Source organism: Aliivibrio sp. S4MY1, assembly GCF_028765545.1.
In the GTDB taxonomy this organism is placed as follows: Bacteria; Pseudomonadota; Gammaproteobacteria; order Enterobacterales; family Vibrionaceae; genus Aliivibrio.
In genome coordinates, this window is the sequence record NZ_JARACP010000001.1 from 418,806 (window position 1) to 444,312 (window position 25,507).

Here is a 25,507-nt window from a genome sequence, read left to right on the forward strand (position 1 = left end):
TTTTTACTCACAAAGTCTGTTATTTAGCGGCTAAATGTGTAAAATCGAGTCTTCTTTTTTATACCTAAATTTAGAGTACAAGTAGGTTATCTATGACAGCAACAAATGAATTATTGCAGGATTTAAAAGCTCGTGGGCTTATTGCACAGTGCACAGCAGACGAAGAATTAGCTGAGCACCTTTCTACTGACTGTCGTACTCTTTATTGTGGTTTCGATCCGACAGCAGACAGCCTACATATTGGTAGCCTAGTACCTTTGTTAGTTCTTAAGCGTTTTCAACAAGCGGGCCATAAGCCATTAGCACTTGTTGGTGGCGCAACAGGTCTAATTGGTGATCCAAGCTTTAAAGCGGCAGAGCGTCAATTGAACACGTCTGACGTTGTTGGTGATTGGGTTAATAAAATCCGTGCTCAAGTTTCTGCTTTTGTTGAGTTTACAGAAGAGAAAAATGGCGCAGAAGTGGTGAATAACCTAGATTGGATTGGTGAAATCAATGTAATCGAATTCATGCGTGATATCGGTAAGCATTTCAGCGTAAATGCAATGATTCAAAAAGAATCAGTAAAACAACGTATCGACCGTGAAGGTTCTGGTATCTCATTTACTGAGTTCAGCTACATGCTACTTCAATCGTATGACTTTGCTGCGCTAAACAAAGCAAAAGAATGTACGCTTCAAATTGGTGGTTCTGATCAGTGGGGTAACATCACTGGTGGTATCGATCTAACTCGTCGTATGAACCGCAATAAAGTATTTGGTTTAACGCTACCGCTAGTAACTAAATCAGATGGTACTAAATTTGGTAAGACTGAATCAGGTACAATTTGGTTAGACCCAAGCAAAACATCACCATACGCTTTCTACCAATTCTGGTTGGGTACTGCGGATGCTGACGTATATAACTTCCTACGTTTCTTCACTTTCCTATCTGTAGACGAAATTGCTGCAATTGAAGAAAGTGATAAGAGTGTTCAAGGCCGTCCTGCTGGTCAAGGCGTACTTGCTAAAGAAGTGACTCGTTTGGTTCACGGTGAGGAAGGTTTAGCTTCTTCTATCCGCATTACTGACGCATTGTTCTCTGGTGATCTAGCATCACTAACTGAAACTGATTTAGCACAACTAGCACAAGATGGTCTACCAACAACTGAGCTTGACGCTTCTGAGCAAACTATCGTTGAAGTTCTGACTCAATCTGAACTAGCAAAATCGAATAAGATGGCGCGTGAATTTATTGGTAATGGTGCTGTTTCAGTAAACGGCGAAAAAGTTGCAGATTCTGAAGCTGTTCTTAAGAAAGAAGACGCATTATTTGGTAAATACAGCGTAATTAAGCGTGGTAAAAAACTGTTTAATTTATACGTTTGGAAATAAGAATAAATTAGTAATGGGGTGGAGTAGATAACTCTGTTTCATTGCTTTATATTCAGACAATAAAAAAAGCGAACCGCATTGGTTCGCTTTTTTTATGCTTGTTAATTTTTTCTATTTACTTAACGGTGCTTTGGTTTACGTTTAGCGCCAGTACCGCTTAGTTTATTACCCGTAGGCTTGTTACCACCAGTCGTTTTAGGTTTACCATTGCCACCTGGTTTATTGTTTGAATAACCATTACGAACGCCATTTTTTTGTCCGCTTGATGCTGGCTTATCTGAACCTGTATTTCCACTAGGTTTTCCACCATTGCCATTGCGGTTTTGACCTTGAGAGCTAGGCTTACCGTTACGGTTATTCTTATTTTGACCACCGTGACTATTACTATTGCGAGGGTCACCATCAAACTGTGCTTGAGTATGCTTAGTTGCAAAACGTTTCGCGCCGTGACGTCCTGTTTGACGACGTTCAGCAGGTGTTTGTGTATCAATATCGTCTTCAGGCACTAAACAGTGTGGCTTGTCACCAATAAGGTGCTTTTTACCCATCTCTGTTAGTGCTTCACGGATCATTTTCCAGTTTTTAGGATCGTGATAACGCAATAAGCCTTTATGTAGTCGGCGTTGACGTTCACCTTTTGCCACTGTTACATCTTCACGTTTTTTATATTTCACGCGTTTCAGTGGGTTTGTTTCTGAGTAATACATTGACGTTGCATTACACATTGGTGATGGGTAGAAGTTCTGAACCTGATCACACTCAAGGTTGTTTTTCTTCAGCCACATCGCTAGGTTCAGCATATCTTCATCTTCTGTACCCGGATGAGCAGAGATAAAATAAGGGATAAGATATTGCTTCTTACCGGCTTCTTGGCTGTATTTTTCAAACATAGACTTAAAGCGATCGTACGTACCCATACCTGGCTTCATCATTAAATCTAATGGGCCTTTTTCGGTATGCTCTGGTGCAATCTTCAAATAACCGCCAACGTGATGGGTCACTAACTCACGCACGTATTCTGGAGATTCAATGGCTAAGTCGTAACGAACACCAGAAGCAATTAATACTTTATTAATGCCTTTGACTTTACGTGCTTCACGGTACAAATCAATTGTATGTACGTGATCAGTATTTAACTTGTCACAGATCTTAGGGAAAACACACGAAGGGCGACGACAGGTTGCTTCTGCTTTAGGAATAGAACAACCTAAACGATACATGTTCGCGGTTGGGCCACCAAGATCTGAAATTGTTCCGGTAAATCCTGGAACTTTATCTCTAATTTCTTCTAATTCATTGATAATAGATTCTTTAGAGCGGTTTTGAATAATACGACCTTCGTGTTCAGTAATACTACAGAATGAACAACCACCAAAACAACCACGCATAATGTTGACTGATGTTTTAATCATGTCATACGCAGGGATCTTAGCTTTGCCATACATAGGGTGTGGAACACGCGCATAAGGCAAGTCAAACACAAAATCCATCTCTTCGGTTGTCAGAGGGATTGGTGCTTGGTTTACCCATAATTCACGATCACCATGACGCTGAATTAATGCTCGGCCAGAGTATGGGTTAGTTTCTAAATGCATAATACGACTAGCGTGAGCATAAAGAATACGGTCACCGTTTAGTTTTTCATACGGTGGAATACGAATCGCTGTTGTTTTTGAATCATGGCTTGAAGCACGAACCGTAATAACCTGCGGTTGTTCTTCTTTTACTTCCGATTTGTTGGTTTCGCACTGCTCTTCTGTTGCGTATGGATTGATTGGAACAAAGACAGCTTTGCTTGGTTTTTCAATACGAGAAGAATCAATGATTTTAAAACCTTCAGGCTCTGCTGGTAGGTTTACTGCAGTACCACGAATGTCAGTCATTGTTTTTACGTCTTCGCCATTGGCAAGGCGATGAGCAACTTCAACCAATGCACGTTCAGCATTACCAAACAGAAGAATGTCACCTTTGGCATCAAACAGTACTGAGCGACGAACTTTATCAGACCAGTAATCGTAATGTGCTAAACGACGTAGACTTGCCTCAATACCACCTAAAACAATAGGCGTATCTTTAAAGGCTTCACGACAGCGTTGAGAATATACCAGTACAGCACGGTCAGGACGCTTACCACCTTCATTATTTGGGGTATAAGCATCATCATGGCGAAGTTTTTTATCTGAGGTATAACGGTTGATCATTGAATCCATGTTACCCGCAGTAATACCAAAAAATAGATTTGGTTGACCAAGAGCCATAAATTCGTCTTTATTGTCCCATTTTGGTTGGGCAATGATACCAACGCGAAAGCCTTGTGATTCTAGCAAACGTCCGATGATCGCCATACCAAAACTTGGGTGATCCACGTACGCATCCCCAGTTACAATGATAATGTCGCAACTATCCCAACCAAGTTGGTCCATTTCTTTACGAGAAGTAGGAAAGAAAGGGGCTGTTCCATAGCATTCTGCCCAGAATTTAGGGTATTCGTTTATTGGAGTTACGTTATGCATTAGTTCACCTCAGAATTTGGAGGCCGAATTATACCGATTTGAGGTGAGTTTAACCAGAAAAGAAAGCCCTCAATATTAGTAAGGGAGTTTCATTGGGTACTAAGGTTATAGATATAAACGACATAGGTAGGTGATAGAAATAGCCAGAAAGGATAGGGTAAAAATAATAGTCGTATCTTTGATCATGATGGTTGTGCCTGTTTTTTGTCATAGGTATTGATAAGCTAAATTTAGCTTTATTTCATAAGATTTACGTGAGCATTAGGTAAATTGTTTGTAAAGAAAGTGCCTATTGGCTAAAGCATCACAGAATAAAATCAAAAAAAACGCCAGTAGTATTAACCACTGGCGTTTAAGAATCGTTATCTATCTAACTTAGTTATGCATACATTGGCACAAGCACCATAGTTCCTGCAATTACAGTGATTAAGCCACAAATTACAGGGACAGAAGTACGTTTAACAACTTCAAATGGGCTGATTTTCGCCATACCAGATGTCGCCACAATAACACCAGATACTGGAGAAATTGTGCGACCGAGGTTAGATGCTTGAAGCATTGGGATGATAAGGAACGCAGGGCTAAGACCCATTTTACCAGCCAGTTGTGGTGCAAGTTCTACGAATGCATAGAAAGGTGCGTTACCAGAACCTGTTGCAATAGCCGCTGCTACTGTTAGACCTGTAAGAAGAAGCATCAATGCAACGCCACCCGCACCCGCAGAGTCAGCAAGGTGAAGTAGGTTATCAATAGCACCAACAGACATTAGACCTTGTGCAAATACACCTGCTGCAACTAATAGCATTACCACACCTTTAAAGGCATCAGCCATGCCTGCATAACAAGATTCTAAATCTTCTAGGGTTGCTCTGCCGTCTAGTTTATTTGTAATAAAGTTAATGACTGCGCCAATGAAGATTGAAGCAACAACGATAGTATAAATATCTAAAGATAAACCTGGGATAGTTTCGCCATTGAAGACAAAGACACCAACGATTGGCAAGAAAGGTAAAATCGCATAGTAAGAAGGAGCGTTTACTTCCATTGCTGAAATATCTACTTTTTCCATTGGCGTATTTTCTTTCTTATCTAGGTATTTATTCCAGAAGAAAGCCGCTGCTGCCATTACAATGATTGCACAGATCGAAACAGGTAATACTGTCTCAACCGCGAACGTATGTAGAGGAAGGCCTGATTTTTCTGCTGCAACAATAACGTCACCAGAAGTAGGAGAAAGAATGATTGCCGCTGGAGATGCACAAACGGCTACTGCTGCTGGGCGAGAAATACCCATTGCTGTCATCATTGGGAATAGTGTTGCCATTAATAGCACACCAAGGCCCGTTGCTGAACTTACCGCAAGAGACATTAAACACGCCACGATATATGCTGCAACCAGCAAAACATAAGGTGATTTAATAAATGCTAATGGTTTAGAAAACTGTTTTACAACCACATTGTTTGCGCCAATGTGAGTCATGTAAGAAGCAAAACCACAAAGTAGCATGATCTGCATACCTAGGCCGCCCCCACGATATTGCAGCATATATTTCACGTACTCTAACGCATCAGTCAGTAAGTTACCTGTTGCGGTCACTTTTGCTGGTAGAACGGTATGACCTAATAAGCCTGCAATAATAAGTAGTGCCAAACCAGCAGTGAGTAGTACGCCAGCTGCTTTATATCCTTTTACGATAAAGTAACCAACCAAAACGGTAATTACTAAACCAATCATTAACTCCAACATGGAATTTCCCTCTAATTAAAATATTAAAACACAAAAATTGTGTAACTTATCTACATATTCTTACACATTTCGTAATAGAAACTTACCTAATTTTCACCTGTAGCACATCTGCTACTTAGCTGCATCATGATCTAAAACAAATAAAAAATAATTCTGTTAATAAGATGATGCTTAACTGTTGTTCTTGTTGCATTGAAAGGATAATGAGTTGAAAATTAGTGAGTTGAAATTTGAGAACTTAACATAAGTTGATTGTTTTTCGAGCGTCACTAGACGAAGCGAAAATAGCGTTTATACTATCGTCATTCTGCTATTTAGCATTCTAAGACTCGGCCATAATTATGTTCTTTCAAACCTTACAATATATTCTTATTCCAGCTCTTTTAGGGGCGCAAATATTATTAACGATCATTTTGCATAAAGGGGATATTTGCCCAGGTCAACGAGGTCGTATACATAAATGGTTGCCAGTGTTGATTCTAGGCTGGTGTGTTATTGCCGGTGTAGGCATGAGTTACGCCTCAATTTTTGCGATTAATTTTGTTCCTGCCATCGCCATTGCTGGTTTTTACTTAAGTGTTAAAACGGGTAAAACGCGTGATAAAGGCCCTTTAGTAGTTATGGCGCTTGCGAATGGTTTTGCTGCAGCAAGTTTTGTTAATTTAGCTTTGGGTTCAGGTTCATTTACGCAATTATTTTTTGCTGTTACTGGCCCATTCTTATTTGGGGCATTATTAGCGCATCTTCTATTAACTCTAGCGAGAACTCGCTTGCAGGCGTTTCATAAATTATTACCTATTAGTGGAATAGTGAGTGGGATAGTTATGTCGGTTATCTTGTTATGTCAGACATTAAGTATTCATGAGATATTTTTGGATAGAATGGCCGTTAAGCTCGGTATTGCGTTAAGTTTGATGTTAGTAAGTATTGGTTTTTGGAGCTTTCACTTATTCAAACAGCAAGCCGTGAAGTGGCAAAATCTAGCGTTAGCAAGCGTTATTATGGCTATTTCTGGTTATTATCAATTTCAGTTGTTTTTTGTGATGTAGTCCACGCATTCATTCTTAAAACTGGTCTACTCTAAGTATGTCTCTTAAGCAACATGGAGGGTGAAGGTTGGATTTAAGTAATGCTCACGGACTAGAAAGTGGAATTCTACTCGGCATAATTAATGAAAAATTGCGATTGGAATGTCACAGTCTAGAAGAATTATCTAGTATGTATGAGCTTGATACACAAGGAGTTCAAGACAAGCTCAGTGGCTTGGGTTATCAATATGACCCATTAACGAATCAATTTAAAAACAAATAGGTTTTTTAATACACGCAATAGAAAACACACTTCGTTTAAGTCATTTTAATTCCATTTAAATGACTCTGGCTCTGCTGTTTCGCAGTAGAGAAAAATGCTTGTAAATATTTTTTATCATGTTCGCTGTCTCTAACGGCAGCGAACAATCTTCGCCATAAACCTTTCCCTAGCGGTTTACTCTCAATTAAGCCTTGTCTTGAAAATTCACTGATAGCCCAATTAGGTAATGCTGCAACCCCTAAACCTGCCGATACCATTTGTATTAACATGAGTGTGTTCTCTGCTTGTTTCCATTTTGCTGGCTCCACATTATTTGGAGATAGGAAATGTTTAACCACATCTAAACGCTGTTTTTGTACCGGATAAGTGAGCATGGTTTGATCGAGTAAGTCTTCAGGTTCTATATATTCTTTATTGGCAAGAGGGTGGTTAGTTGCCATTACTAGGCGCATTTCAAAATCAAACAATGGTTCGTAATGTATCTCGCCACGGGGCTGGATATCAGAGGTAATCACTAGGTCTAAATCACCATTAACCAAGGCTGGTAAAGGCTCAAATCCAAAACCCGATGAAAAATCCAATTCTACTTCAGGCCAACCCACTTGATATTCTTTAATCGCAGGCATTAACCATTGAAAGCAGGAGTGGCATTCAATCGCCATGTGTAATCGTCCGTGTAAGTCTTCTTTTAAACTCGCAATATCATATTCAGCTCTGGCCATTTTCGGCAAAATATCATCCGCTAGCTTTAACAGTATTTCACCTTCTGATGTGAATTTTACAGGACGAGTTTTGCGTAAAAAAACATGGTTACCAAGTCGAGCTTCAAAATCTTTCAATTGATGAGAAAGCGCTGATTGAGTTAAATGGAGTGCATTGGCTGTTGCGGTTAATGAACCAGTGTCACGTAATGTAGTTAAGGTTTTTAGGTGTTTTAATTCAATCATTACTGTACCTCAAGGTCCGTTTGAGTAAGTTCAACAATCTTCACAGTAAAGTGAAAAGACCATAAAGTAAACATCTAGACGGCTAAATAAAATTAGTATGTTTAAATCAAATTGGGCTTAGTTGAAATAAATTCATAATCAAAATGAAGTATTCGACGTTGTAGATAGTTATAAAAATGGTCATTGTTTAGCCATCCAAACGGCTAAGGGAATTAGACAAATGACAACAAAATCGAATGCAAAAACAGTAACTCATATTTTAGGTTATCCACGAGTCGGGGCTCAACGAGAATTAAAATTTGCTCAGGAAAAATATTGGCGTGGCGAGATAGAACAAAAAGAATTACTGGCCGTGGGCAGTGAGCTACGTCAGCGCCATTGGCAAGATCAATCCACATCAGGGTTAGATTTTGTTACTGCGGGTGATTTTGCTTGGTACGATCATGTATTAACCACAAGTTTACTTTTAGGTCACGTGCCTGCTCGTCACAATACTGGTTTTCCTGATTTAGATACCTTATTCAAGGTGGGGCGTGGTCAATCTCAAAACAGCTGTGGTTGCGGGGAAGCAGCGTCGGATATGACTAAGTGGTTTAATACAAATTATCATTACATAGTGCCAGAATTTTCTAAAAACGATAAATTTAATGTCAGTTGGTCACAACTTTTTGATGAGATTGCAGAAGCACAAAAGCAGGGGCATACCGTTAAACCCGTACTTCTTGGCCCATTAAGTTATTTGTGGTTAGGCAAAGAAGTGAATGATGAAGAAGTAGAGCAAGGGTTTGAGCGTTTAGCGCTTCTTCCTCGCTTACTCACCGCTTATCAGGCAATTTTTTCGAAGTTATCTGCGCTTGGTGTTGAATGGGTTCAAATTGATGAGCCAATTTTGGCACTAGAGCTACCAAAAGCATGGGCTGATTCTTTTAAATTAGCCTATCAAGTGATCCAAAGTGATGTGAAGTTACTATTAACAACGTATTTTGATGGTGTAGAACACCATTTAGATAAGATCACCGAATTAGCGGTAAATGGTTTACATATTGATATATCAGCAGACCCTAAACAATTAGATACGATTATAGATGCATTACCAAAAGAGTGGGTATTATCTGTTGGTGCGGTTAATGGGCGCAATGTATGGCGTGCAGATTTAGAGCGTTTGCATGAAAAGCTTCAACCAGTAAAAGAAGCCTTGGGTGATAAGTTATGGATCGCAAGTTCATGTTCATTGCTGCATAGTCCGGTTGATTTAGAACAAGAAAAAGAATTATCGGAAGAGACGGTTCAATGGTTTGCGTTTGCAAAACAAAAGCTAAAAGAAGTGACATTGCTAGGTGATGCTTTAGATGGTAACCAAAATGCAATTCTAGCTTGCCATCAATACAGTCAGCCACTGCGTGAGCGTGAGAGTGCAGAACACATTAATAAGCCTGTGGTACAGCAACGCTTATCCGCTATCACTCCTGCATTAGCAGAGCGAGCAGAAGTATATGCAATCCGTGCACAGCACCAAGCTGAAAAGTTAGGTTTGCCATTATTACCAACCACGACAATTGGATCATTTCCACAAACCTCTGATATTCGTCAACAGCGCAGTGCCTACCGTACTGGTAAGTTGAACGAGCAAGATTATGTTACTGCAATGAAAGGGCATATAGCCGATGCAGTTGAGCGTCAAGAACGTTTAGATTTGGATGTGTTAGTACATGGTGAGGCTGAGCGTAATGACATGGTTGAATATTTTGCGGAGAATTTAAATGGTTTTCAAGCTACACGATTTGGCTGGGTGCAAAGTTATGGATCTCGTTGTGTAAAACCAGCAATCGTGGTGGCAGATATTGAACGTGAAGCACCAATCACGGTTGATTGGACGCAATATGCTCAATCGTTAACGACTAAACAAATGAAAGGGATGCTAACCGGACCAGTAACGATTCTTGGTTGGACGTTCCCACGTGAAGACATTACTCGTAAAGAAATTGCACAGCAGTTAGCATTAGTATTGCGTGATGAAGTTTCTGATCTTCAACAAGCAGGCATTAATATTATTCAAATTGATGAACCTGCGATTCGTGAAGGGTTGCCAATTAAAAAGAGCGATCAAAAAGCGTATTTAGATTGGGCAGTAGAAGCGTTTAAGATTTCAGCGGCCAGTGCTAAATCAGAAACACAAATTCATACTCACATGTGTTATAGCGAATTTAATGAGATTATTGAATCAGTAGCGGCGTTAGATGCGGATGTGATTACTATTGAAACCTCTCGCTCAAATATGGAACTCCTAAAAGCGTTTGAAGATTTTAACTATCCAAATGAAATAGGACCGGGTGTGTATGATATTCACTCACCAAATATTCCAAGCGAAGAGTGGATTGTTGATTTGATTGAAACCGCAGCAGCAAAAGTGCCTGTTGAGCGTTTATGGGTAAATCCAGATTGTGGCTTGAAAACACGTAACTGGAAAGAAACAGAAGCGGCGTTAGAGAACATGGTGAAAGCAGCAAAAACACTGCGTAAGAAATGGCAAGTTAACGCGGCTTAGTTAGGTAGATAAATTAATATCATTGGCTAATAACGTTCATTTACGTGAGACTAAATAAAAGCGAAACACCTTCATTTAGGGTTTCGCTTTTTTATTTTACCGTTTATTTAATAAGTCGCTTTCTTAACGAGTTGTGACCCACAGCGCATGAATCATACCAGGTACCCAGAAGAAAAGAGTTAATACGATATTGATTAAAAGATCTTTACCCACACCTTTAGCAAAGAAAACACCTAGTGGTGGAAGTAATACACATAAAATAATTAAAACAAGCTTGTTCATAAAATGCCTCTATAAATTAAGTCATCATGATTAACAAAATGAGCGAATTGGTTAACATAGTAATAATACGAGTACTTCTTTTGTTCAAGTCGAAAAGTGATAATTTGCGTATTTTTATCTGGTTTTGAAAAATTGTCTTAGTAATTTTAATTGTAAGACAAGCGAGCTTTACAATATCACTCGCAAGTTTTTCATAATGCTTTATTTATAATACTCTAAGCTCATGGTGAAGTTGTTAAATATGGTGATTAGCTATTTATATTAATTATGATTGCTATAAAATAGTTGTAAATAAACTATCTATGGCAATGCTTACTCTTCCTTATGAAAAAAGTTCTAGTTATCTCTCACTCCCAAAGCGGTCAGCTTGCACAATTTGTTGAGTTAGCAACGGCACCGTTACGTCAGAGTGATGAAGTGAAAATTGATTATCATTGCGTAGAACCTGTCAATAAATACCCATATCCATGGTCGTTTTATCCATTCTTCGATGCTTTTCCTGAAGCGATTTATATGAATGGCTGCGATGTAAAACCTGCCGAAAATTTAGAAGAGGAGTATGACTTAATTATTTTAGGTTATACGGTGTGGTTTTTATCACCTTCAATACCAATGACTGGGTTTCTTCAGACAGAACAAGCTCAGTCATTAATTAACGGTAAGCCTGTTATTACCTTTATTGCGTGTCGTGATATGTGGGTAATGGCTCAAGAGAAAATGAAAACTGTCATTGCAGAGTTAGGCGGAACCTTGATTGATAATGCTGTACTGACTGATCAAGGTGGCTCTGTTTATGCATTTATCACAACGCCTCGTTGGTTACTTACAGGTAAAAAAGATCCATTTTGGATATTCCCTGCCGCTGGTGTTTCTGAAAAAGATTTGCAAGAAAGTGAGCGTTTTGGTCACCGTTTGGTATCGGCATTAAAAAACGATTTAGAAAAGAAAAAAGAGCCACTGCTTAAAAATCTTAATGCCGTAACGGTTAATGGGAAACTGATTGGTTCTGAAAAAATTGCCACACGTTCTTTTATGGTATGGGGAAAGCTAATTCAAAAGTCAGGTAAACCGGGTTCTTTTCCTCGAAAAATAGTCATTACCATCTATGCCGTATTTTTAGCTCTTATGGTTTTAACCTTAGTACCGATTAATTTATTAGTGAAAAAATTAATCTCGCCTTTTAGAAAGAAAGCGGTAGAAGAAAGCATTACTTATTACGAAAAACCATCAGGACGTTAAGATGACTCAAAAGGTATATATCAATGACATTCAGGCTTTTTTGCCTAATGATGCTGTTGGTAATAAAGAAATAGAAAATGTCCTAGGGCAAGTTGGTTCGCGTCCCTCTCGTGCAAAAAGCCTTATTTTGCGATCCAATAAAATTAAGCAACGTTACTATGCGATTAATCCTCAAACGGGTGAAACCACGCACACCAATACAGAATTAACCGCCGAAGCGATCAGAAAACTCAATTCAACCTCTTTTGATATTAATTCTACAGAGCTTTTAGCCTGTGGTACGACGATTGCCGATCAAATTTTACCCAATCACGCATTAATGGTGCATGGTGAGCTTGGCATTCCTAGCTGTGAAGTGATTGCGACATCAGGCATCTGTTTGTCCGGTACCATGTCATTAAAATATGGTTATATGTCGATTTTGAGTGGTCAAAGTAATAACGCGATAGTTACTGGTTCTGAAAATGCGTCGGCTATGATGCGTGCTAACAAGTTTGAAGCTGAAATTGAAAGTGTGGTGGACGATTTAGAACGTCAGCCTGAAATCGCATTTGAAAAAGATTTCTTACGTTGGATGTTAAGTGATGGTGCGGGTGCCGCGCTATTAACCTCTCAACCTAATCCGGATTCCATCTCTCTTGAAATCGAATGGATGATGCAAAAATCCTATGCGAATGAACTTGATGCTTGTATGTATGCAGGTGCTGAAAAACAGGCGGACGGTAGCCTAAAAGGGTGGCGTGAATACAGCTCACAAGAATGGTTAGACCAATCTATCTTCTCAGTAAAACAAGACGTTAAGCAGTTAAACGATAATATCGTTGAATACACAGTTACTAAGCCGTTAAAAGAGTTAGTTGATCAAGGCAAAGTGAAGGCTGATGAAATCACCTATTTTGTACCTCATTACTCGTCTGGTTATTTCCGTGACCGCCTATATCAAGGCATGCTAGAAGCAGGATGTGATATTCCACAAGATCGTTGGTTTACTAATTTGCCAAGTAAAGGGAATACAGGTTCAGCGTCTATCTATATCATGCTTGAAGAGCTGTTTCATTCTGGTGACTTAAAAGTGGGGGATACTCTACTTTGTTATGTTCCTGAAAGTGGAAGATTCTCTACCGCCTTTATGCAATTGAAGGTGGTGTAATGGAAGCGAAAAAAGTACCACAAGATAATATCTCTACGTATGCCAATAACGCAAAAGCTGTGTATGCAACGGATGAAAATGGTGATTATTCGGTTGTTGCTTCTACTGGTTGGGAAGTAGAAGAAGAAGTGACAAAGCAAGCCTTGAATGAATTTGAACGACAAGCACAAGTAGCGTATGACTTAGTAAGAACAGGGGAAAAGTCACCCTTGTATTATCATATGTTTGCTCAGCGTATGGATTTAATGGTGCTAGCGCAATCTGTTGGTTGGTTTCAGTGGCGTGTTAAGCGTCATTTCTCACCGAAGATTTTTGCTAAATTATCACCTGTGAAGCTTTCGGCCTACAGTGATGCATTAGGTATTTCAGTTAAGCAATTAACCAAGTTACCTAACCTTTCAAATAAAAATAAATAAAGCGTGCTCATGACCTCTATTTTGAAAAACACCAATTCTCAGTTCCAACATAAGCATTATGCTCATTGCGAGAGTGGCGTGATGTCTTCTATGCTTACTCATCATGGTTTACCTCTGTCTGAGCCAATGGTATTTGGTTTATCTAGTGCTTTAGTTTTTGCTTATCTTCCTTTTGTAAAGCTCAGTGGCATGCCGCTTATTGCCTATCGTTCAATGCCAAAATCCATCATGAAGGGATTACAGAAAAGCATCGGTTTGAAAATGAAGTTAGAGAAATTTTCAAAACCAGAGCAAGGCACCAAGCGATTAGATGAGCTACTTCAACAAGGTAAAATTGTGGGCGCTCAAACATCGGTGTTCTGGTTACCGTACTTTCCTGAAGAGATGCGTTTTCACTTTAATGCCCATAATCTTATTGTGGTTGATAAGAAAGAGGGAAGTTATCAAATCAGCGATCCTGTTTTTGAACACTTAGTTGAGGCTGAAGAGAAAGCACTGCAAAAAGCGCGCTTTGTGAAAGGGGTAATGGCACCAAAAGGGTCATTGTATTATCCGACTCACATCCCAAGCTCGATTGATTACCCAAAAGTGATTGAAAAAAGCATTAAAAAAACGGCAAAGACGATGCTGAAAACGCCAGTACCGATTGCGGGTTTAAAGGGAATGTATTTTTTAGCTAAGCATATTCGTCAGTTAGAAAATAAAGATGAGCATTACGCAAAACTGTTTTTAGGTCACATCATTCGCATGCAAGAAGAGATTGGCACTGGCGGTGCTGGTTTCCGTTATATCTATGCTTCTTTTTTACAAGAAGCGGCAGAGCTTATTGGTAACGAGAACCTAAAAATTGCATCTGCTGAGATGACGGCGATTGGTGATGAATGGCGTGAATTTGCTTTATTGATCGCGAAGGCAATACGACCTCGAAATAAAAAAACGATTGAATTTGATGTGATTGCTGCAAAATTAGAGTCAGTTGCTGAGCAAGAAAAGCAACTCTACTTATCATTAATGCGAGCATTTTAATGATCAATGTTAGTGGATTAAATAAATCCTACGGTAAGAAGAAAGCGCTAGATAATCTAACGCTTTCTATCCCATCAAATAGTATTTATGGTTTACTTGGCCCTAATGGTGCAGGTAAAACTACACTGATCTCGATTCTAAATGGTCTTGTCTCGTATGACTCAGGTGAGGTTACTTTTTTTGATTTACCGCTAAAAAAGAATCTTTCGGTTATTCGTCAACGTTGTTCTCTTATTCCACAAAGTTTAGCTTTTTATGAGAATTTAAGCGTTAAAGAGAATTTGCAATTCTTTGCTGGCGTACAAAAAATAAAAGGTCAGGCGTTAAAAGATAATTTATCTTATGCGGTCGAAACTAATCGTCTTTCCTCCATGATGGATCAGAAATCTGCAACTTTATCTGGTGGACAAAAACGTCGCTTAAATATCGCCATTGGGCTGCTGAATAACCCCGACATTCTCTTTTTTGATGAGCCGACTGTTGGTATTGATCCTGAATCACGCAACGATATTCTCGACACTATTAAAGCGTATAAATCGGATAATAAAACTGTTATTTATACCTCTCATTATATGCCTGAAATCGAAAAGATTTGTGATGAAGTAGCGATAGTGAATGCAGGGAAAATTGTAAAACAAGGCTCGATTTCTTCTATGGTAAATAACGAAGAAAGTCAGCAGGTCATTGTTGAACTGTATCCACATTCTTCCACTTATCTTTCTGCAATGAGTCGAGCTGAAGTGACGATCGTTGATCAAACTACTTTACTATTAACGCAGTCGAGCAGTGAGCTTATCGCTCAAGTTCTGCATCAATTAGAGCTGCAAGGGATCAAAATAAAGCAAATCCGCTACGGTGCGACAACCCTTGAATCTCTGTTTATCAACTTAACATCAAAAGGAAGAACAGATGTTTAAAGCGATGTTGATAAAAGAGTTCCTGTTAGTGAGTCGTGATAAACACGCATTAGCAGCCTTATTTATTATGCCTGCGGTATTTATTTTGATCATGTCTTTAGCACTAAAAGATGTGATGAATGAAGACAAATCACTTATGACTTATGCTTTGATTGATCATGACCAAAGTGTCGTAAGTGAAGCATTAATTAATAAACTATCTACGATTTCTACATTGACCAAACACACTTTGAATTCAGATAAATATCGCTCTCCAGAAGAAGAGGGCGTGCAATTTATTATTGATATTCCGGTGGGCTTTTCTAAAGGTGAGCAGCCATTAGATATTAGTGTTGCTGCAGATACGTCCCCTTCATTACTGACTATTTTTAAAAATCAGATCGCGCTCAGTTGGATGGGGAATAAGCTGGATGAAGTGAATTTGGCCAATCAAGATTCGTTTTCGTTTTTAGATGATGAAGTAGAAACAAAGCCTTTTGATGAGGCAACGTTGATGGATGTCCAATACGCAAAATTGTCACAAGATGAAAAGCCAACCTCAACACAGCAAAGTGTTCCATCCTGGATCGTGTTTGGTCTGTTTTTTGTGATTATACCTATGTCGACCATCTTCATTAGTGAACGTAAACAAAATACTTTAATGCGTTTAAGTACCATGAACTTAAGTTTGTCAGCTCTGTTTGGTGGGAAAATATTGCCTTATATGGTGATCAATCAAGTTCAAGTTTGGCTGATGATTGGAGTTGGTATGTATATCGTCCCTTTATTTGGTGCAGCTCCATTAACGATTGATGGTTCTATCTTGGGGTTAATCTTGGTTTCATTATCCTTAAGTCTCTCCGCGATTGGTTTGTCTATTTTGGTAGCCAGTGCGGTTGATAGCATCGAGCAAGCGACAACCATTGGCGGAATTATCAATATTTTATTAGGGGCTATTGGTGGTGTTATGGTGCCTAAGTTTGTGATGCCAGAAGCGATGCAAACCTTCTCTGCTATTTCACCCATGTCTTGGGGACTAGAAGGTTTTTTAGATATATTCTTACGCCGAGGAACGGTGTCAGATGTGTTAAATGAAGTCATTGCTTTAAGCTTATTTGGTGTTATCTCATTGCTGATAGCCAGCATTGTATTTACTTATAAACAAAGGAAAAACGCATGAAAGGGTCATTAGATACAGAATTCAAAGTAAAACTTAAAAATATGATCCTTGAAGAGTGTGATAGAGAAGAGATCACCGCTGATGAATTGGCAGATGATGTGGAACTATTTTCTGATGAGAGCGGCTTAGAGCTTGATTCTGTTGATGGATTACAGATCTCTATGTTATTGCAGCGCCACTTTAATTTACGCTTGGTAGACCCGAAAGAGTTCCGCCGTATTGTCACAACGATTAATCATCTTGCTGATCACCTACAACCTGAATAATGACTATGATTACACTCCTTGGTGGTGAAGTGTTAAGTGCTCTTGGCAATAAAACACAACAACTGAATTTAATGAAAGCGGGAAAATACCTTACCGTTGATAAGTCGGTGAATGTATTTGAACAAGTAAAAACATTGCCTTATTACGCGATTCAGAATGACGGAAATTTTGAGACCTTGTTTGATCCTATTCCTCATTTAAAAGTATTGATCGCCTCTTTGCTTGAACAGCACAATCTGTCAGCTCAAGAGAGGGGGCGTTGTGGCTTATTTATCGGTTGTGCGGCTAATGATATCTCCTTAATGATCCCACTAGGAAACAGCATTAAAGATGGTAATTCACCTCAATTTTCAGATGGCAGAGTCGGTAACGGGGTTTATGCTGATAAGTTGGCAAATGCGTTTGGATTGAATTCATTGAGCCTAACTTATAATACCGCTTGCACATCAAGCTCGAATGCCATTCTAGATGCAGCAACCATGATAGAAGCCGGTGTTATTGATTATGCTTTAGTTGTTGGTATGGAAATGTTTGCTCCTCACTCTTTTGAGGGCTTTGTTTCTATGCAGTTATTGGCAGAGCAGCAAACCAAACCCTTTGATGCAAACCGTGATGGTTTGCTCTTAGGTGAATCTTTAAGTGTTGTATTAATGAGCCGAGATGATGTTAAAGCATCGCCTTGGCACTTTCGTGGTGGTTGTAGTCAATGTGAAACACACAGTGTCACGGGGGTAAATCCTGATGGTTCTGGAGTAACTCAGGTAATTAAACAAGCATTACAGAACAGTGATGTGAGTCTTGATGAGATCACGGCAGTAAAAGCACATGGCACCGCCAGTCATCTTAGCGATTTAGCCGAAATTAATGGTATGAAAGAGGTGTTTTCACAAGCGCCGTTATTTTTCTCGTTAAAGCCCTATATCGGTCATACCTTAGGGGCGTGTGGTGTTAGTGAATTAGTGATAATGATGAATGCCATTGATAATGGTTTTATTCCTAAAACACCTAACTTTGAAGCTCAGGATGATGAACTTCAATGGATACCAACCCAAGAATTAAATTCATGTAATTCAGGCGTGTTTTTGCTGAATTGTTTTGGCTTTGGTGGAAATAATAACGCCTTGGTGGTGGAGAGAAAATCAGTATGATGTATGTTCATTGCACTGCCAGTGTGAATATAAAACAAGACCAACCTATTGATGTAAAAGCAGAGTGCAAAAAAGTCGCTTCAAGTTTTGTGCGTCGTACTGATCGTTTTATTCAACTAGGGTTATTAGGTGTTTCTGGCATTAAAGAACAACAAGTGCTTGATAAAAATACCGCGCTTTTTATGGTATCAGGACAGGGGAATCTGTCGGTATTTAATCGTTTATGCCAACAGCGATATGTTGAAAATATGCCACCAAAGCCAGTGGATTTTATCAACTCATTAAGTAATACCGCAGGCTTTTATATTGCTAAATATTTAGAGCTTGAAAGTAAAAACTTGAATTTAGCTCAGCAAGGTTTTGTGGTTGAAAATGCGTTATTGCTTGCTGATGCAAATTTAAAAACCAAACAAGAGAAGTGCATTTTATTGGGTGGTGTTGATGAAAAAGTCGATGCATCCAATAGCCCTCATGACTATCTTGATTTGCCTCTTAATACTCAATTGGGAGAAGGCTCTAATTGGATGTTATTGAGCGGGGAAGTTGAAGGCGCACAAGCAAGCATTGAGGTTGCAACACCGCAATTTAATCAACAAACGTTATTGGCCTACTTAGCACTGTTAATTCCAACAACTCATGTCGCATTTGGTCAACGAGTATCAAGTAATTTTAGAAGTGATGTTCTAGAGCGAGTATCCAGTAAAGAATTTGATTGCCGAACACGTTATGACTTTTATGAGACGAACTCTTTGTATGTATTGAATCGCTTTATTAATGCTAAACACAATAGTTTACTTTTTATTGATGGTTTTGATGACAAATATAGAGTAATAACCCTAAGGTTAAGTTTTTAAATCAATGGGTTATGATTCTATATTTTTGTTTTGTTAGGCCAGTGAAAGGAAATGAGAGGATGTATATTCATTAGTCTCTTGAAGTGATATAGTCACTGCAATGTGTATTTTGTATGAAAGTAAAATGGATGACTGATTCTTTATTATTCCACAAAGCTTACGAGCACGAATCAAGCTCTAAATGGGTAGTGTTTGTTCATGGGGCTGGTGGAAGTTCGACAACATGGTTTAAACAAGTTGCGGCTTTTAGAAAAAACTTCAATGTATTACTCATTGATTTACGTGGTCATGGACGCTCGAATAATTTTTCTAAAATTAAAGAATTCATTAATAAACAATACTCTTTTAAAGCCGTTAGCCAAGATATTTTGGATGTACTGGATCACCTTAATATCAAATCTGCGCATTTTGTTGGTATGTCTTTGGGTACTATTATCATTCGAAATCTTGCCGAACTTGCACAAGAACGAGTGAGTTCAATGGTGCTGGCTGGTGCGATAACACGTTTTAATTTTCGATCTCAATTTCTGATTAAAATGGGAGATATGACGAAAAATATCATGCCTTATATGTGGTTATATAAATTGTTTTCTTATGTTGTTATGCCACAGAAGAGTCAAAAAGAATCTCGTCATATTTTTACTCGTGAAGCCAAAAAATTATGTCAAAAAGAGTTTAAACGTTGGTTCAAATTAGCGGCCGATGTAAACCCATTGATGCGTTACTTTAAAGATAAAGAACTGGCTATACCTACACTGTATGTGATGGGGGCAAATGACTATTTGTTTATGAAGCCTGTTGAAGAGATGGTAGCAGTACATGAACACAGTCAATTATTACAGATCCCTGAATGTGGACATGTGTGTAATATAGATAAACCAAAAGAATTCAATAAATACGCAATAGAGTTTATAGCTGCACAGTAATACCAATCGTTTAAAACAAAAACGGCGATCATTATGATCGCCGTTTTTGTTTTCGGTAAGATTAAAGAATAACGGTTTTGTTACCATACACAAAAACGTGATCATTTAAGACTTTAGTAAGCGCTTTACTGAGTACAGATTTTTCAACATCACGCCCCGCCATTGCCATATCTTCAGCACTAAAATTATGATCAACAGGGATAACATCTTGTTTGATGATTGGACCTTCATCTAAATCATTTGTCACAAAGTGTGCCGTTGCACCAATGATTTTTACGCCGCGATCGTACGCTTGTTGATAGGGTTTAGCACCAATAAATGCAGGCAAGAAGCTGTGGTGAATATTAATGATCTTTTTAGGAAATTGAGCCACAAAGTTTGGTGTTAATACACGCATGTATTTTGCTAGAACCACGTATTCAGGCTCATAAGAATTAATGACCTCAAGCATTTTTTCTTCGTGCTCTTCGCGCGATAGATCTTCATGAGAGACATGGTGGAATGGAATATCAAATTTTTCGATTAACCCACCTAAAGTATCGTGATTTCCAACAACCGCAGCAATATCAATATTCATTGCACCAGAATAGGCTTTGATAAGAATGTCACCAATACAATGTGCTTCTTTTGTTACCAGAATAACCACTTTTTTTCGCGGTTCTGTCACTAACCTACGATGACTTCCTGGTGGAAGTGCTTCATCAATATCAGTTAAAAAAGTGACATCGTTGAAAATGCCTTCTAGCTCGGTTCTCATAAAGAACTGGCCTGTGACATTATCAACATATTCATTATTATGAATAATATTTAACTGATGTTTGTAACAAATGTTGGTTATTTTCGCTATTAGCCCACGAGAATCAGGGCAATCCGTTAGTAGTATTTTCTTTTCCATTTTATCTCTCGTGTTTGCAAAGGGGTTACCAAAATCGGTAATTATTAATTGTATGCTCTCTATTCTTTTACCGATAAATGAAGAGGGCGTAAAGGGGTTTTTACTAAATCAAATCAAAATACTAGCGAAAGTCGTTATCTGGAAGTCGCCGTTTTAGACCGTAACTCTCAAAACTTAGCGTTTAGTTTTTTCGAAAATCTTGGCATAATCTCAACCTTATTTTTTAAACTCACAATGAATGCAGGTTGATATGATAGCCAAGATATTTTCTTCTTCAGGCGCGTTAGGTAAAGCCATCCCAGGTTTCCAACCTCGTCAACCTCAGCTTGATATGGCTCATGCCGTTCATGATGCAATTAAAAATGGCACACAGCTTGTTGTAGAAGCGGGTACAGGTACCGGAAAAACTTTTGCTTATTTGGCTCCTGCATTAGTGAGTGGGAAAAAAACCATCATCAGTACTGGCTCTAAAAACTTACAAGAGCAGCTGTTTCATCGTGATTTGCCTTTAATGACGTCATCCTTGGGTTTTTATGGTCAAGTCGCTTTATTAAAAGGGCGCTCAAATTATTTATGTCCTGAACGCTTGAATCAACAATTGGTAGAAAGTCACACGCCTCAAGCAGATCCTGAATTATTAACTCAATTAGTAAAGGTACGTTCTTGGTCTTCTGAAACTAAAACCGGCGATTTAGGTGATTGCACTGCAATTGCAGAAGACAGCCCAATTATCCCAAGCATTACATCAACAAATGATAATTGTTTAGGGAAAGAATGCCCAAGCTTTGAAGAGTGTTTTGTGGTTAAAGCGCGTAAAAAAGCAATGGATGCGGATGTCGTGGTGGTAAACCATCATCTATTTTTAGCCGATTTAGCAATTAAAGAAACCGGGTTTGGTGAATTAATCCCAGAAGCGGATATCTTTATTTTTGATGAAGCTCATCAGCTTCCTGATATTGCCAGCCAGTACTTTGGGCAGAATTTATCAAGCCGACAATTAACGGAATTAGCCAAAGATATCGAAATTGGTTATCGCACTGAAGCAAAAGACATGCGCCAACTTCAAAAAGTAGCAGAGCGTTTAGCTGGCTCAGCAATGGATTTGCGTATTATTTTAGGTGATACCAATTTTAGAGGTAACTGGCGAGAAGCGATTAAGTCTCAAGCAGTTCAGCGCGAAATTGTAAGAATCAATGATGCTTTCGAGTTAGCACATGATGTATTAAAATTAGCACTTGGTCGTAGTCAATTATTGGATGCCGCCTTTGAACGTTGTGCCTTGTTGAAAAATCGACTAGAGCGTGTGTGTGATACGACGATTGGTGGTTATTCATATTGGTATGAATGTACTCCTCGTCATTTTAGTTTAAATATAACCCCTCTTTCTGTTGCTGATAAATTTAAAGAGCATCTTGCCGATAAAGAAGGTGCGTGGATTTTTACGTCAGCAACGTTAGCAGTAAATGATGACTTTTCGCATTTTACTCAGCGTTTAGGGTTAGAGCCTAAGAAGCAATTTACCTTACCGAGTCCGTTTGATTATCAGACACAGGCGCTATTGTGCGTGCCTCGTTTCTTGCCTGAACCGAACAGTTACGGTATTGCTGAAAAACTAGTCGAGTTATTGCAGCCAGTGATTAAGCAAAATAATGGTCGTTGTTTTTTCTTATGCACTTCACATCAAATGATGCGTGACTTAGCTGAGAAATTTAGAGAAACACTGGATCTGCCAGTCTTAGTACAAGGTGAAACCACCAAGCAACAATTACTGTCTGAGTTTATGGAACTAGGGAATGCTTTATTGGTTGCTACGGGCGCTTTTTGGGAAGGGATTGATGTTAGAGGTGATGCGCTAAGCTGTGTTATCATTGATAAACTTCCTTTTACAGCACCCGATGATCCATTGTTAAAAGCTCGAATTGAAGATTGTCAATTGAGTGGTGGTGATGCATTCTCGCAAGTACAAATTCCAGATGCTGTCATTACGTTGAAGCAAGGTGTTGGTCGTCTTATTCGAGATACTAAAGATAAAGGAGTATTGGTGATTTGTGATAACCGTTTAGTCACACGACCTTATGGTTCAACATTTTTACAAAGTTTACCACCAATACCAAGAACACGAGATTTACGCAATGTGTCTGAATTTTTGGCAAAAGCCAATCAGAGCAGTGAAAATGAATCAGAAAAACAAGAAGCTATTTTAGAAAATTGAGGCATTAATGAGCGCAAAAATTTTAGCGGTAGATACCGCCACTGAAAACTGTTCTGTCGCACTAATTGTTGATGGGAAAGTCTATTCTCGACGTGCAGTGGCACCGCGTGAACACACGATTAAAGTCTTGCCATTTGTTGATGAAGTATTAAAAGAAGCGGGTGTGCGCTTACAAGACTTAGACGCATTAGCTTTTGGTCAAGGCCCAGGTAGTTTTACTGGTGTTCGTATTGGTATTGGTATAGCTCAAGGTTTAGCGTTTGGTGCCGATTTACCTATGATAGGGATTTCAACCTTAGAAGCAATGGCTCAAGCGGGTTATAGAGAGAATGGCGCAACGCAAGTCGCTGCTGCTATCGATGCTCGTATGGGTGAAGTGTACTTTGGTATGTACCAACGCAATGATGATGCAACATGGACTTATAATGTGGCAGAAACCGTCTTTAAGCCAGAAGCGTTATTAACTTATCTACCAGAGCAGTCTGGTGAGTGGTTAACAGTAGGCACCGGATGGGATGCATATGCAGAAGCGTTAGCAGAGTTACCATTAGAGCGTAAAGCTTCAGAGGTGTTGTACCCAGATGCTGAAGACATGGCGTTTTTAGCTCTACAAAAATTTGAACAAGGCTTGGCGTTGCCAGCAGAAGAGTCAGCTCCTGTTTATGTTCGTGATACGGTGACATGGAAGAAATTACCGGGGCGCGAATAGTTTTTAAGATTTAAGCGAGGCATCAAAACCTCGCTTAGTTGTTTATTCAAAAGGTCATTATGGTATCGATTCAAGGCTTACCGCCCGCGCTGATACAAAAACAGCAAGCGGTTGGAAAAAAGAACCAAGTCAAGAAAGCGACGGGAAGCAAATCTTTAGTTGCACAACCATCAAAAGTGGCGACAGCGGTAACAACACAAGTAAAACAACTGAACGCATCAGAATATGCAAACTCTCGAATTCAATACGATTTGCCTGAAGGGGGAAATCGTAAAGCAATGGAAGAGTATATGGACATAATGTTACAAAAGCGTAGAGAGGAACTTGCTCAACTCGTCGGTGTCGATCTCTATATCTAGCTTAAGTTATGAAAGGATTTATATGAAACAGACATTGTGCTTTCTATTTGCGTTATTACTTGTCGGTTGTAGCTCACTTCCTACAGAATTAGAATCGTCTCAAGCAGCTGTTATTACTGAATACAGTGCTTTTTCAACGGTTGCTGAACATAGCCGATCAAGCGAAGTACGTTTAGGTGGGGTTGTTGCTCGTATTGATAACTTAAAAACGACCACTCGCATTGAAGTGGTAAACCTGCCTATTTCATCATCAGGAAAACCAGATATAGCTCAAGAACCTAATGGCCGATTTGTGGTTTATTTTGATGGGTTTATTGATCCGGTTACTTATGCAAAAGGACGATTAATTACTGTCTTAGGGCAATCAAATGGAATTGAAAAAGCCACTGTGGGTGATTATCTTTACTCTTTCCCCATCATTACCGTCGTTGGCATCCATTTATGGCAAGTTCAAGAGTACGTTGTGACTAACGATTTCAATATGAATTATATGCCATGTACTGGTAGTCGATGTTTACATCAGCGTAGCCGCCTTGAAACCCGTCGTGGAAAAGTGGTACAAGAAGTACAATAATCAGCATGAGTCCATTTCAAGAATCAAGTATTGAACTTCATCATGGCACTATTGCAATGATGGAAATAAAACCCAAAAATACGCACCAAACATTGTTGTTTTTGCATGGCTGGCAAGATAATGCTGCGACCTTTAAAACGACGATGGAAGCATACGCACAAGAAAACCCACATCATCACTTAATTGCTATTGATTGGTTTGGTCATGGACGCTCAAGCCATAAAGGCGGTGATAATTTTTATCACTTCTTTGATTATATCGATGATCTTCACCAAATAGTCCTTCACTTAAAATTAGAGCCTATCGTTCTTATTGGTCATTCTTTAGGTGCTTTAGTCGCCAGTGCTTATAGTGCCGTGTTTCCTGAAAAAGTAGCAGCATTGGTGATGATAGAGGCACTTGGCCCTTTAAGTGAGGAAGAAGAGGCAATTTCAGATAGGATCCGACAAGGTATTTTAAGCCGTCAGCGATATCGAAATAAGCCTCAGAGAACCTTAAAAAATACTCAAACAGCCATTGAATTAAGAGCTAGCGTGAATCAACTTCCAGAACTTTTAGTTGAACCAATGGTAATGCGATCATTGAGTATCAATTCAAACTCGTTTCAATGGACAACCGATGCAAAAGTAAAATGCGATGCACTGTATCGTATGAGTGAAGTTCACGCTTTGACATTACTTTCAAAAATAGAGTGCCCAGTGGTTGCGGTTATCGGCTCTGAGGGTTACGGACATTTGAAGCAAAAAACGCATCGATATGCTTATATTTCACACTTTGATTGTTATCAAATTGAAGGTGGTCACCATTGCCATTTAGAAAATCCTATTCAGGTAAGTAGTTACATTAGTGCGTTAGTTAACAAAATAAATACATAACTGCTTCACATATTTAAAAAAACGCCTCGTTTATGGTCAAATATTCATCGAATATACAATTGAT

General features: G+C 39.0%; 24 protein-coding genes. 19 read left to right on the forward strand and 5 right to left on the reverse strand.

Going from position 1 to position 25,507, the window contains the following annotated elements:
* Positions 1-92: 92 nt before the first annotated feature.
* Complete coding sequence (gene tyrS / locus PVK71_RS02085) at positions 93-1,373, forward strand: tyrosine--tRNA ligase (protein ID WP_274417209.1); 1,281 nt, start codon at positions 93-95, stop codon at positions 1,371-1,373.
* 119 nt (positions 1,374-1,492) lie between these two features.
* Here tyrS and PVK71_RS02090 read toward each other — a convergent pair whose 3' ends face one another.
* Together PVK71_RS02090 and dcuC are read right to left on the reverse strand one after the other, a co-directional pair.
* Entirely contained in the window at positions 1,493-3,886 is a 2,394-nt protein-coding gene (locus PVK71_RS02090) for a YgiQ family radical SAM protein (RefSeq protein WP_274417208.1), read from the reverse strand.
* 379 nt (positions 3,887-4,265) lie between these two features.
* Positions 4,266-5,633 carry an anaerobic C4-dicarboxylate transporter DcuC gene (gene dcuC, locus PVK71_RS02095; RefSeq protein WP_274417207.1) on the reverse strand — a complete coding sequence of 456 codons (1,368 nt, stop codon included), beginning with the start codon at positions 5,631-5,633 and terminating at the stop codon, positions 4,266-4,268.
* 341 nt (positions 5,634-5,974) lie between these two features.
* Between dcuC and PVK71_RS02100 the strand changes: the two genes are divergently transcribed.
* Together PVK71_RS02100 and PVK71_RS02105 are read left to right on the forward strand one after the other, a co-directional pair.
* On the forward strand, positions 5,975-6,682 hold the full coding sequence (locus tag PVK71_RS02100) for a hypothetical protein (RefSeq protein ID WP_274417206.1): 708 nt from the start codon (positions 5,975-5,977) through the stop codon (positions 6,680-6,682).
* A gap of 67 nt (positions 6,683-6,749) precedes the next feature.
* A complete protein-coding gene (locus PVK71_RS02105; RefSeq protein WP_130045519.1) occupies positions 6,750-6,944 on the forward strand; it encodes a DUF4250 domain-containing protein in 195 nt (64 codons plus the stop codon).
* A gap of 35 nt (positions 6,945-6,979) precedes the next feature.
* Here PVK71_RS02105 and PVK71_RS02110 read toward each other — a convergent pair whose 3' ends face one another.
* Positions 6,980-7,891, reverse strand: coding sequence for a LysR substrate-binding domain-containing protein (locus PVK71_RS02110; protein WP_274417204.1), 912 nt, complete (start codon positions 7,889-7,891; stop codon positions 6,980-6,982).
* A 220-nt stretch (positions 7,892-8,111) separates the two neighbouring features.
* Here PVK71_RS02110 and metE point away from each other — a divergent pair, with 220 nt between their 5' ends.
* Positions 8,112-10,436 (forward strand): 5-methyltetrahydropteroyltriglutamate--homocysteine S-methyltransferase, encoded by a 2,325-nt coding sequence (metE, locus tag PVK71_RS02115; protein WP_274417203.1) that lies wholly within the window; start codon positions 8,112-8,114, stop codon positions 10,434-10,436.
* A 123-nt stretch (positions 10,437-10,559) separates the two neighbouring features.
* Here the strand turns inward: metE and PVK71_RS02120 are convergent, their stop codons facing one another.
* Positions 10,560-10,718, reverse strand: a complete 159-nt coding sequence (locus tag PVK71_RS02120; protein WP_122033882.1) for a YqaE/Pmp3 family membrane protein — start codon at positions 10,716-10,718, stop codon at positions 10,560-10,562.
* A 324-nt stretch (positions 10,719-11,042) separates the two neighbouring features.
* On the opposite strand from PVK71_RS02120, the gene PVK71_RS02125 reads away from it, so the two are divergent.
* The 10 genes from PVK71_RS02125 to PVK71_RS02170 all read left to right on the forward strand — a co-directional run bounded on the left by PVK71_RS02125 (position 11,043) and on the right by PVK71_RS02170 (position 19,819).
* Positions 11,043-11,957, forward strand: a complete 915-nt coding sequence (locus PVK71_RS02125) for a dialkylrecorsinol condensing enzyme (RefSeq protein WP_274417202.1) — start codon at positions 11,043-11,045, stop codon at positions 11,955-11,957.
* A 1-nt stretch (position 11,958) separates the two neighbouring features.
* Positions 11,959-13,107, forward strand: coding sequence for a beta-ketoacyl-ACP synthase III (locus tag PVK71_RS02130; protein WP_274417201.1), 1,149 nt, complete (start codon positions 11,959-11,961; stop codon positions 13,105-13,107).
* Entirely contained in the window at positions 13,107-13,523 is a 417-nt protein-coding gene (locus tag PVK71_RS02135; RefSeq protein WP_072054896.1) for a hypothetical protein, read from the forward strand. Before PVK71_RS02130 ends, PVK71_RS02135 begins: the two co-directional genes overlap by 1 nt.
* Before the next feature lie 9 nt (positions 13,524-13,532).
* A complete protein-coding gene (locus tag PVK71_RS02140) occupies positions 13,533-14,549 on the forward strand; it encodes a BtrH N-terminal domain-containing protein (protein ID WP_274417200.1) in 1,017 nt (338 codons plus the stop codon).
* On the forward strand, positions 14,549-15,466 hold the full coding sequence (locus PVK71_RS02145; RefSeq protein WP_274417199.1) for an ABC transporter ATP-binding protein: 918 nt from the start codon (positions 14,549-14,551) through the stop codon (positions 15,464-15,466). Before PVK71_RS02140 ends, PVK71_RS02145 begins: the two co-directional genes overlap by 1 nt.
* Positions 15,459-16,625: an ABC transporter permease gene (locus PVK71_RS02150; protein ID WP_130086089.1), complete on the forward strand. Its 1,167-nt coding sequence runs from the start codon at positions 15,459-15,461 to the stop codon at positions 16,623-16,625. The genes PVK71_RS02145 and PVK71_RS02150 overlap by 8 nt, the downstream gene beginning before the upstream one ends.
* Complete coding sequence (locus PVK71_RS02155; protein ID WP_130045511.1) at positions 16,622-16,891, forward strand: acyl carrier protein; 270 nt, start codon at positions 16,622-16,624, stop codon at positions 16,889-16,891. The genes PVK71_RS02150 and PVK71_RS02155 overlap by 4 nt, the downstream gene beginning before the upstream one ends.
* Positions 16,891-18,039, forward strand: a complete 1,149-nt coding sequence (locus PVK71_RS02160; RefSeq protein ID WP_274421729.1) for a beta-ketoacyl synthase N-terminal-like domain-containing protein — start codon at positions 16,891-16,893, stop codon at positions 18,037-18,039. Before PVK71_RS02155 ends, PVK71_RS02160 begins: the two co-directional genes overlap by 1 nt.
* On the forward strand, positions 18,036-18,893 hold the full coding sequence (locus PVK71_RS02165) for a hypothetical protein (RefSeq protein ID WP_274417195.1): 858 nt from the start codon (positions 18,036-18,038) through the stop codon (positions 18,891-18,893). The genes PVK71_RS02160 and PVK71_RS02165 overlap by 4 nt, the downstream gene beginning before the upstream one ends.
* 128 nt (positions 18,894-19,021) lie before the next feature.
* Complete coding sequence (locus PVK71_RS02170) at positions 19,022-19,819, forward strand: alpha/beta fold hydrolase (protein ID WP_274417194.1); 798 nt, start codon at positions 19,022-19,024, stop codon at positions 19,817-19,819.
* A gap of 61 nt (positions 19,820-19,880) precedes the next feature.
* Here PVK71_RS02170 and purU read toward each other — a convergent pair whose 3' ends face one another.
* Complete coding sequence (gene purU / locus PVK71_RS02175; RefSeq protein ID WP_274417192.1) at positions 19,881-20,714, reverse strand: formyltetrahydrofolate deformylase; 834 nt, start codon at positions 20,712-20,714, stop codon at positions 19,881-19,883.
* A gap of 250 nt (positions 20,715-20,964) precedes the next feature.
* On the opposite strand from purU, the gene PVK71_RS02180 reads away from it, so the two are divergent.
* The 5 genes from PVK71_RS02180 to PVK71_RS02200 are packed head-to-tail and all read left to right on the forward strand — an operon-like array spanning position 20,965 to position 25,443.
* On the forward strand, positions 20,965-22,926 hold the full coding sequence (locus PVK71_RS02180) for an ATP-dependent DNA helicase (RefSeq protein WP_274417191.1): 1,962 nt from the start codon (positions 20,965-20,967) through the stop codon (positions 22,924-22,926).
* A 7-nt stretch (positions 22,927-22,933) separates the two neighbouring features.
* Entirely contained in the window at positions 22,934-23,635 is a 702-nt protein-coding gene (gene tsaB, locus PVK71_RS02185) for a tRNA (adenosine(37)-N6)-threonylcarbamoyltransferase complex dimerization subunit type 1 TsaB (protein WP_274417190.1), read from the forward strand.
* 59 nt (positions 23,636-23,694) lie between these two features.
* Positions 23,695-23,994: a chromosome partitioning protein ParA gene (locus PVK71_RS02190; RefSeq protein ID WP_130045504.1), complete on the forward strand. Its 300-nt coding sequence runs from the start codon at positions 23,695-23,697 to the stop codon at positions 23,992-23,994.
* A gap of 22 nt (positions 23,995-24,016) precedes the next feature.
* Positions 24,017-24,568 (forward strand): Slp family lipoprotein, encoded by a 552-nt coding sequence (locus tag PVK71_RS02195; RefSeq protein ID WP_274417189.1) that lies wholly within the window; start codon positions 24,017-24,019, stop codon positions 24,566-24,568.
* A 5-nt stretch (positions 24,569-24,573) separates the two neighbouring features.
* A complete protein-coding gene (locus PVK71_RS02200; RefSeq protein ID WP_274417188.1) occupies positions 24,574-25,443 on the forward strand; it encodes an alpha/beta fold hydrolase in 870 nt (289 codons plus the stop codon).
* Positions 25,444-25,507: the final 64 nt, after the last annotated feature.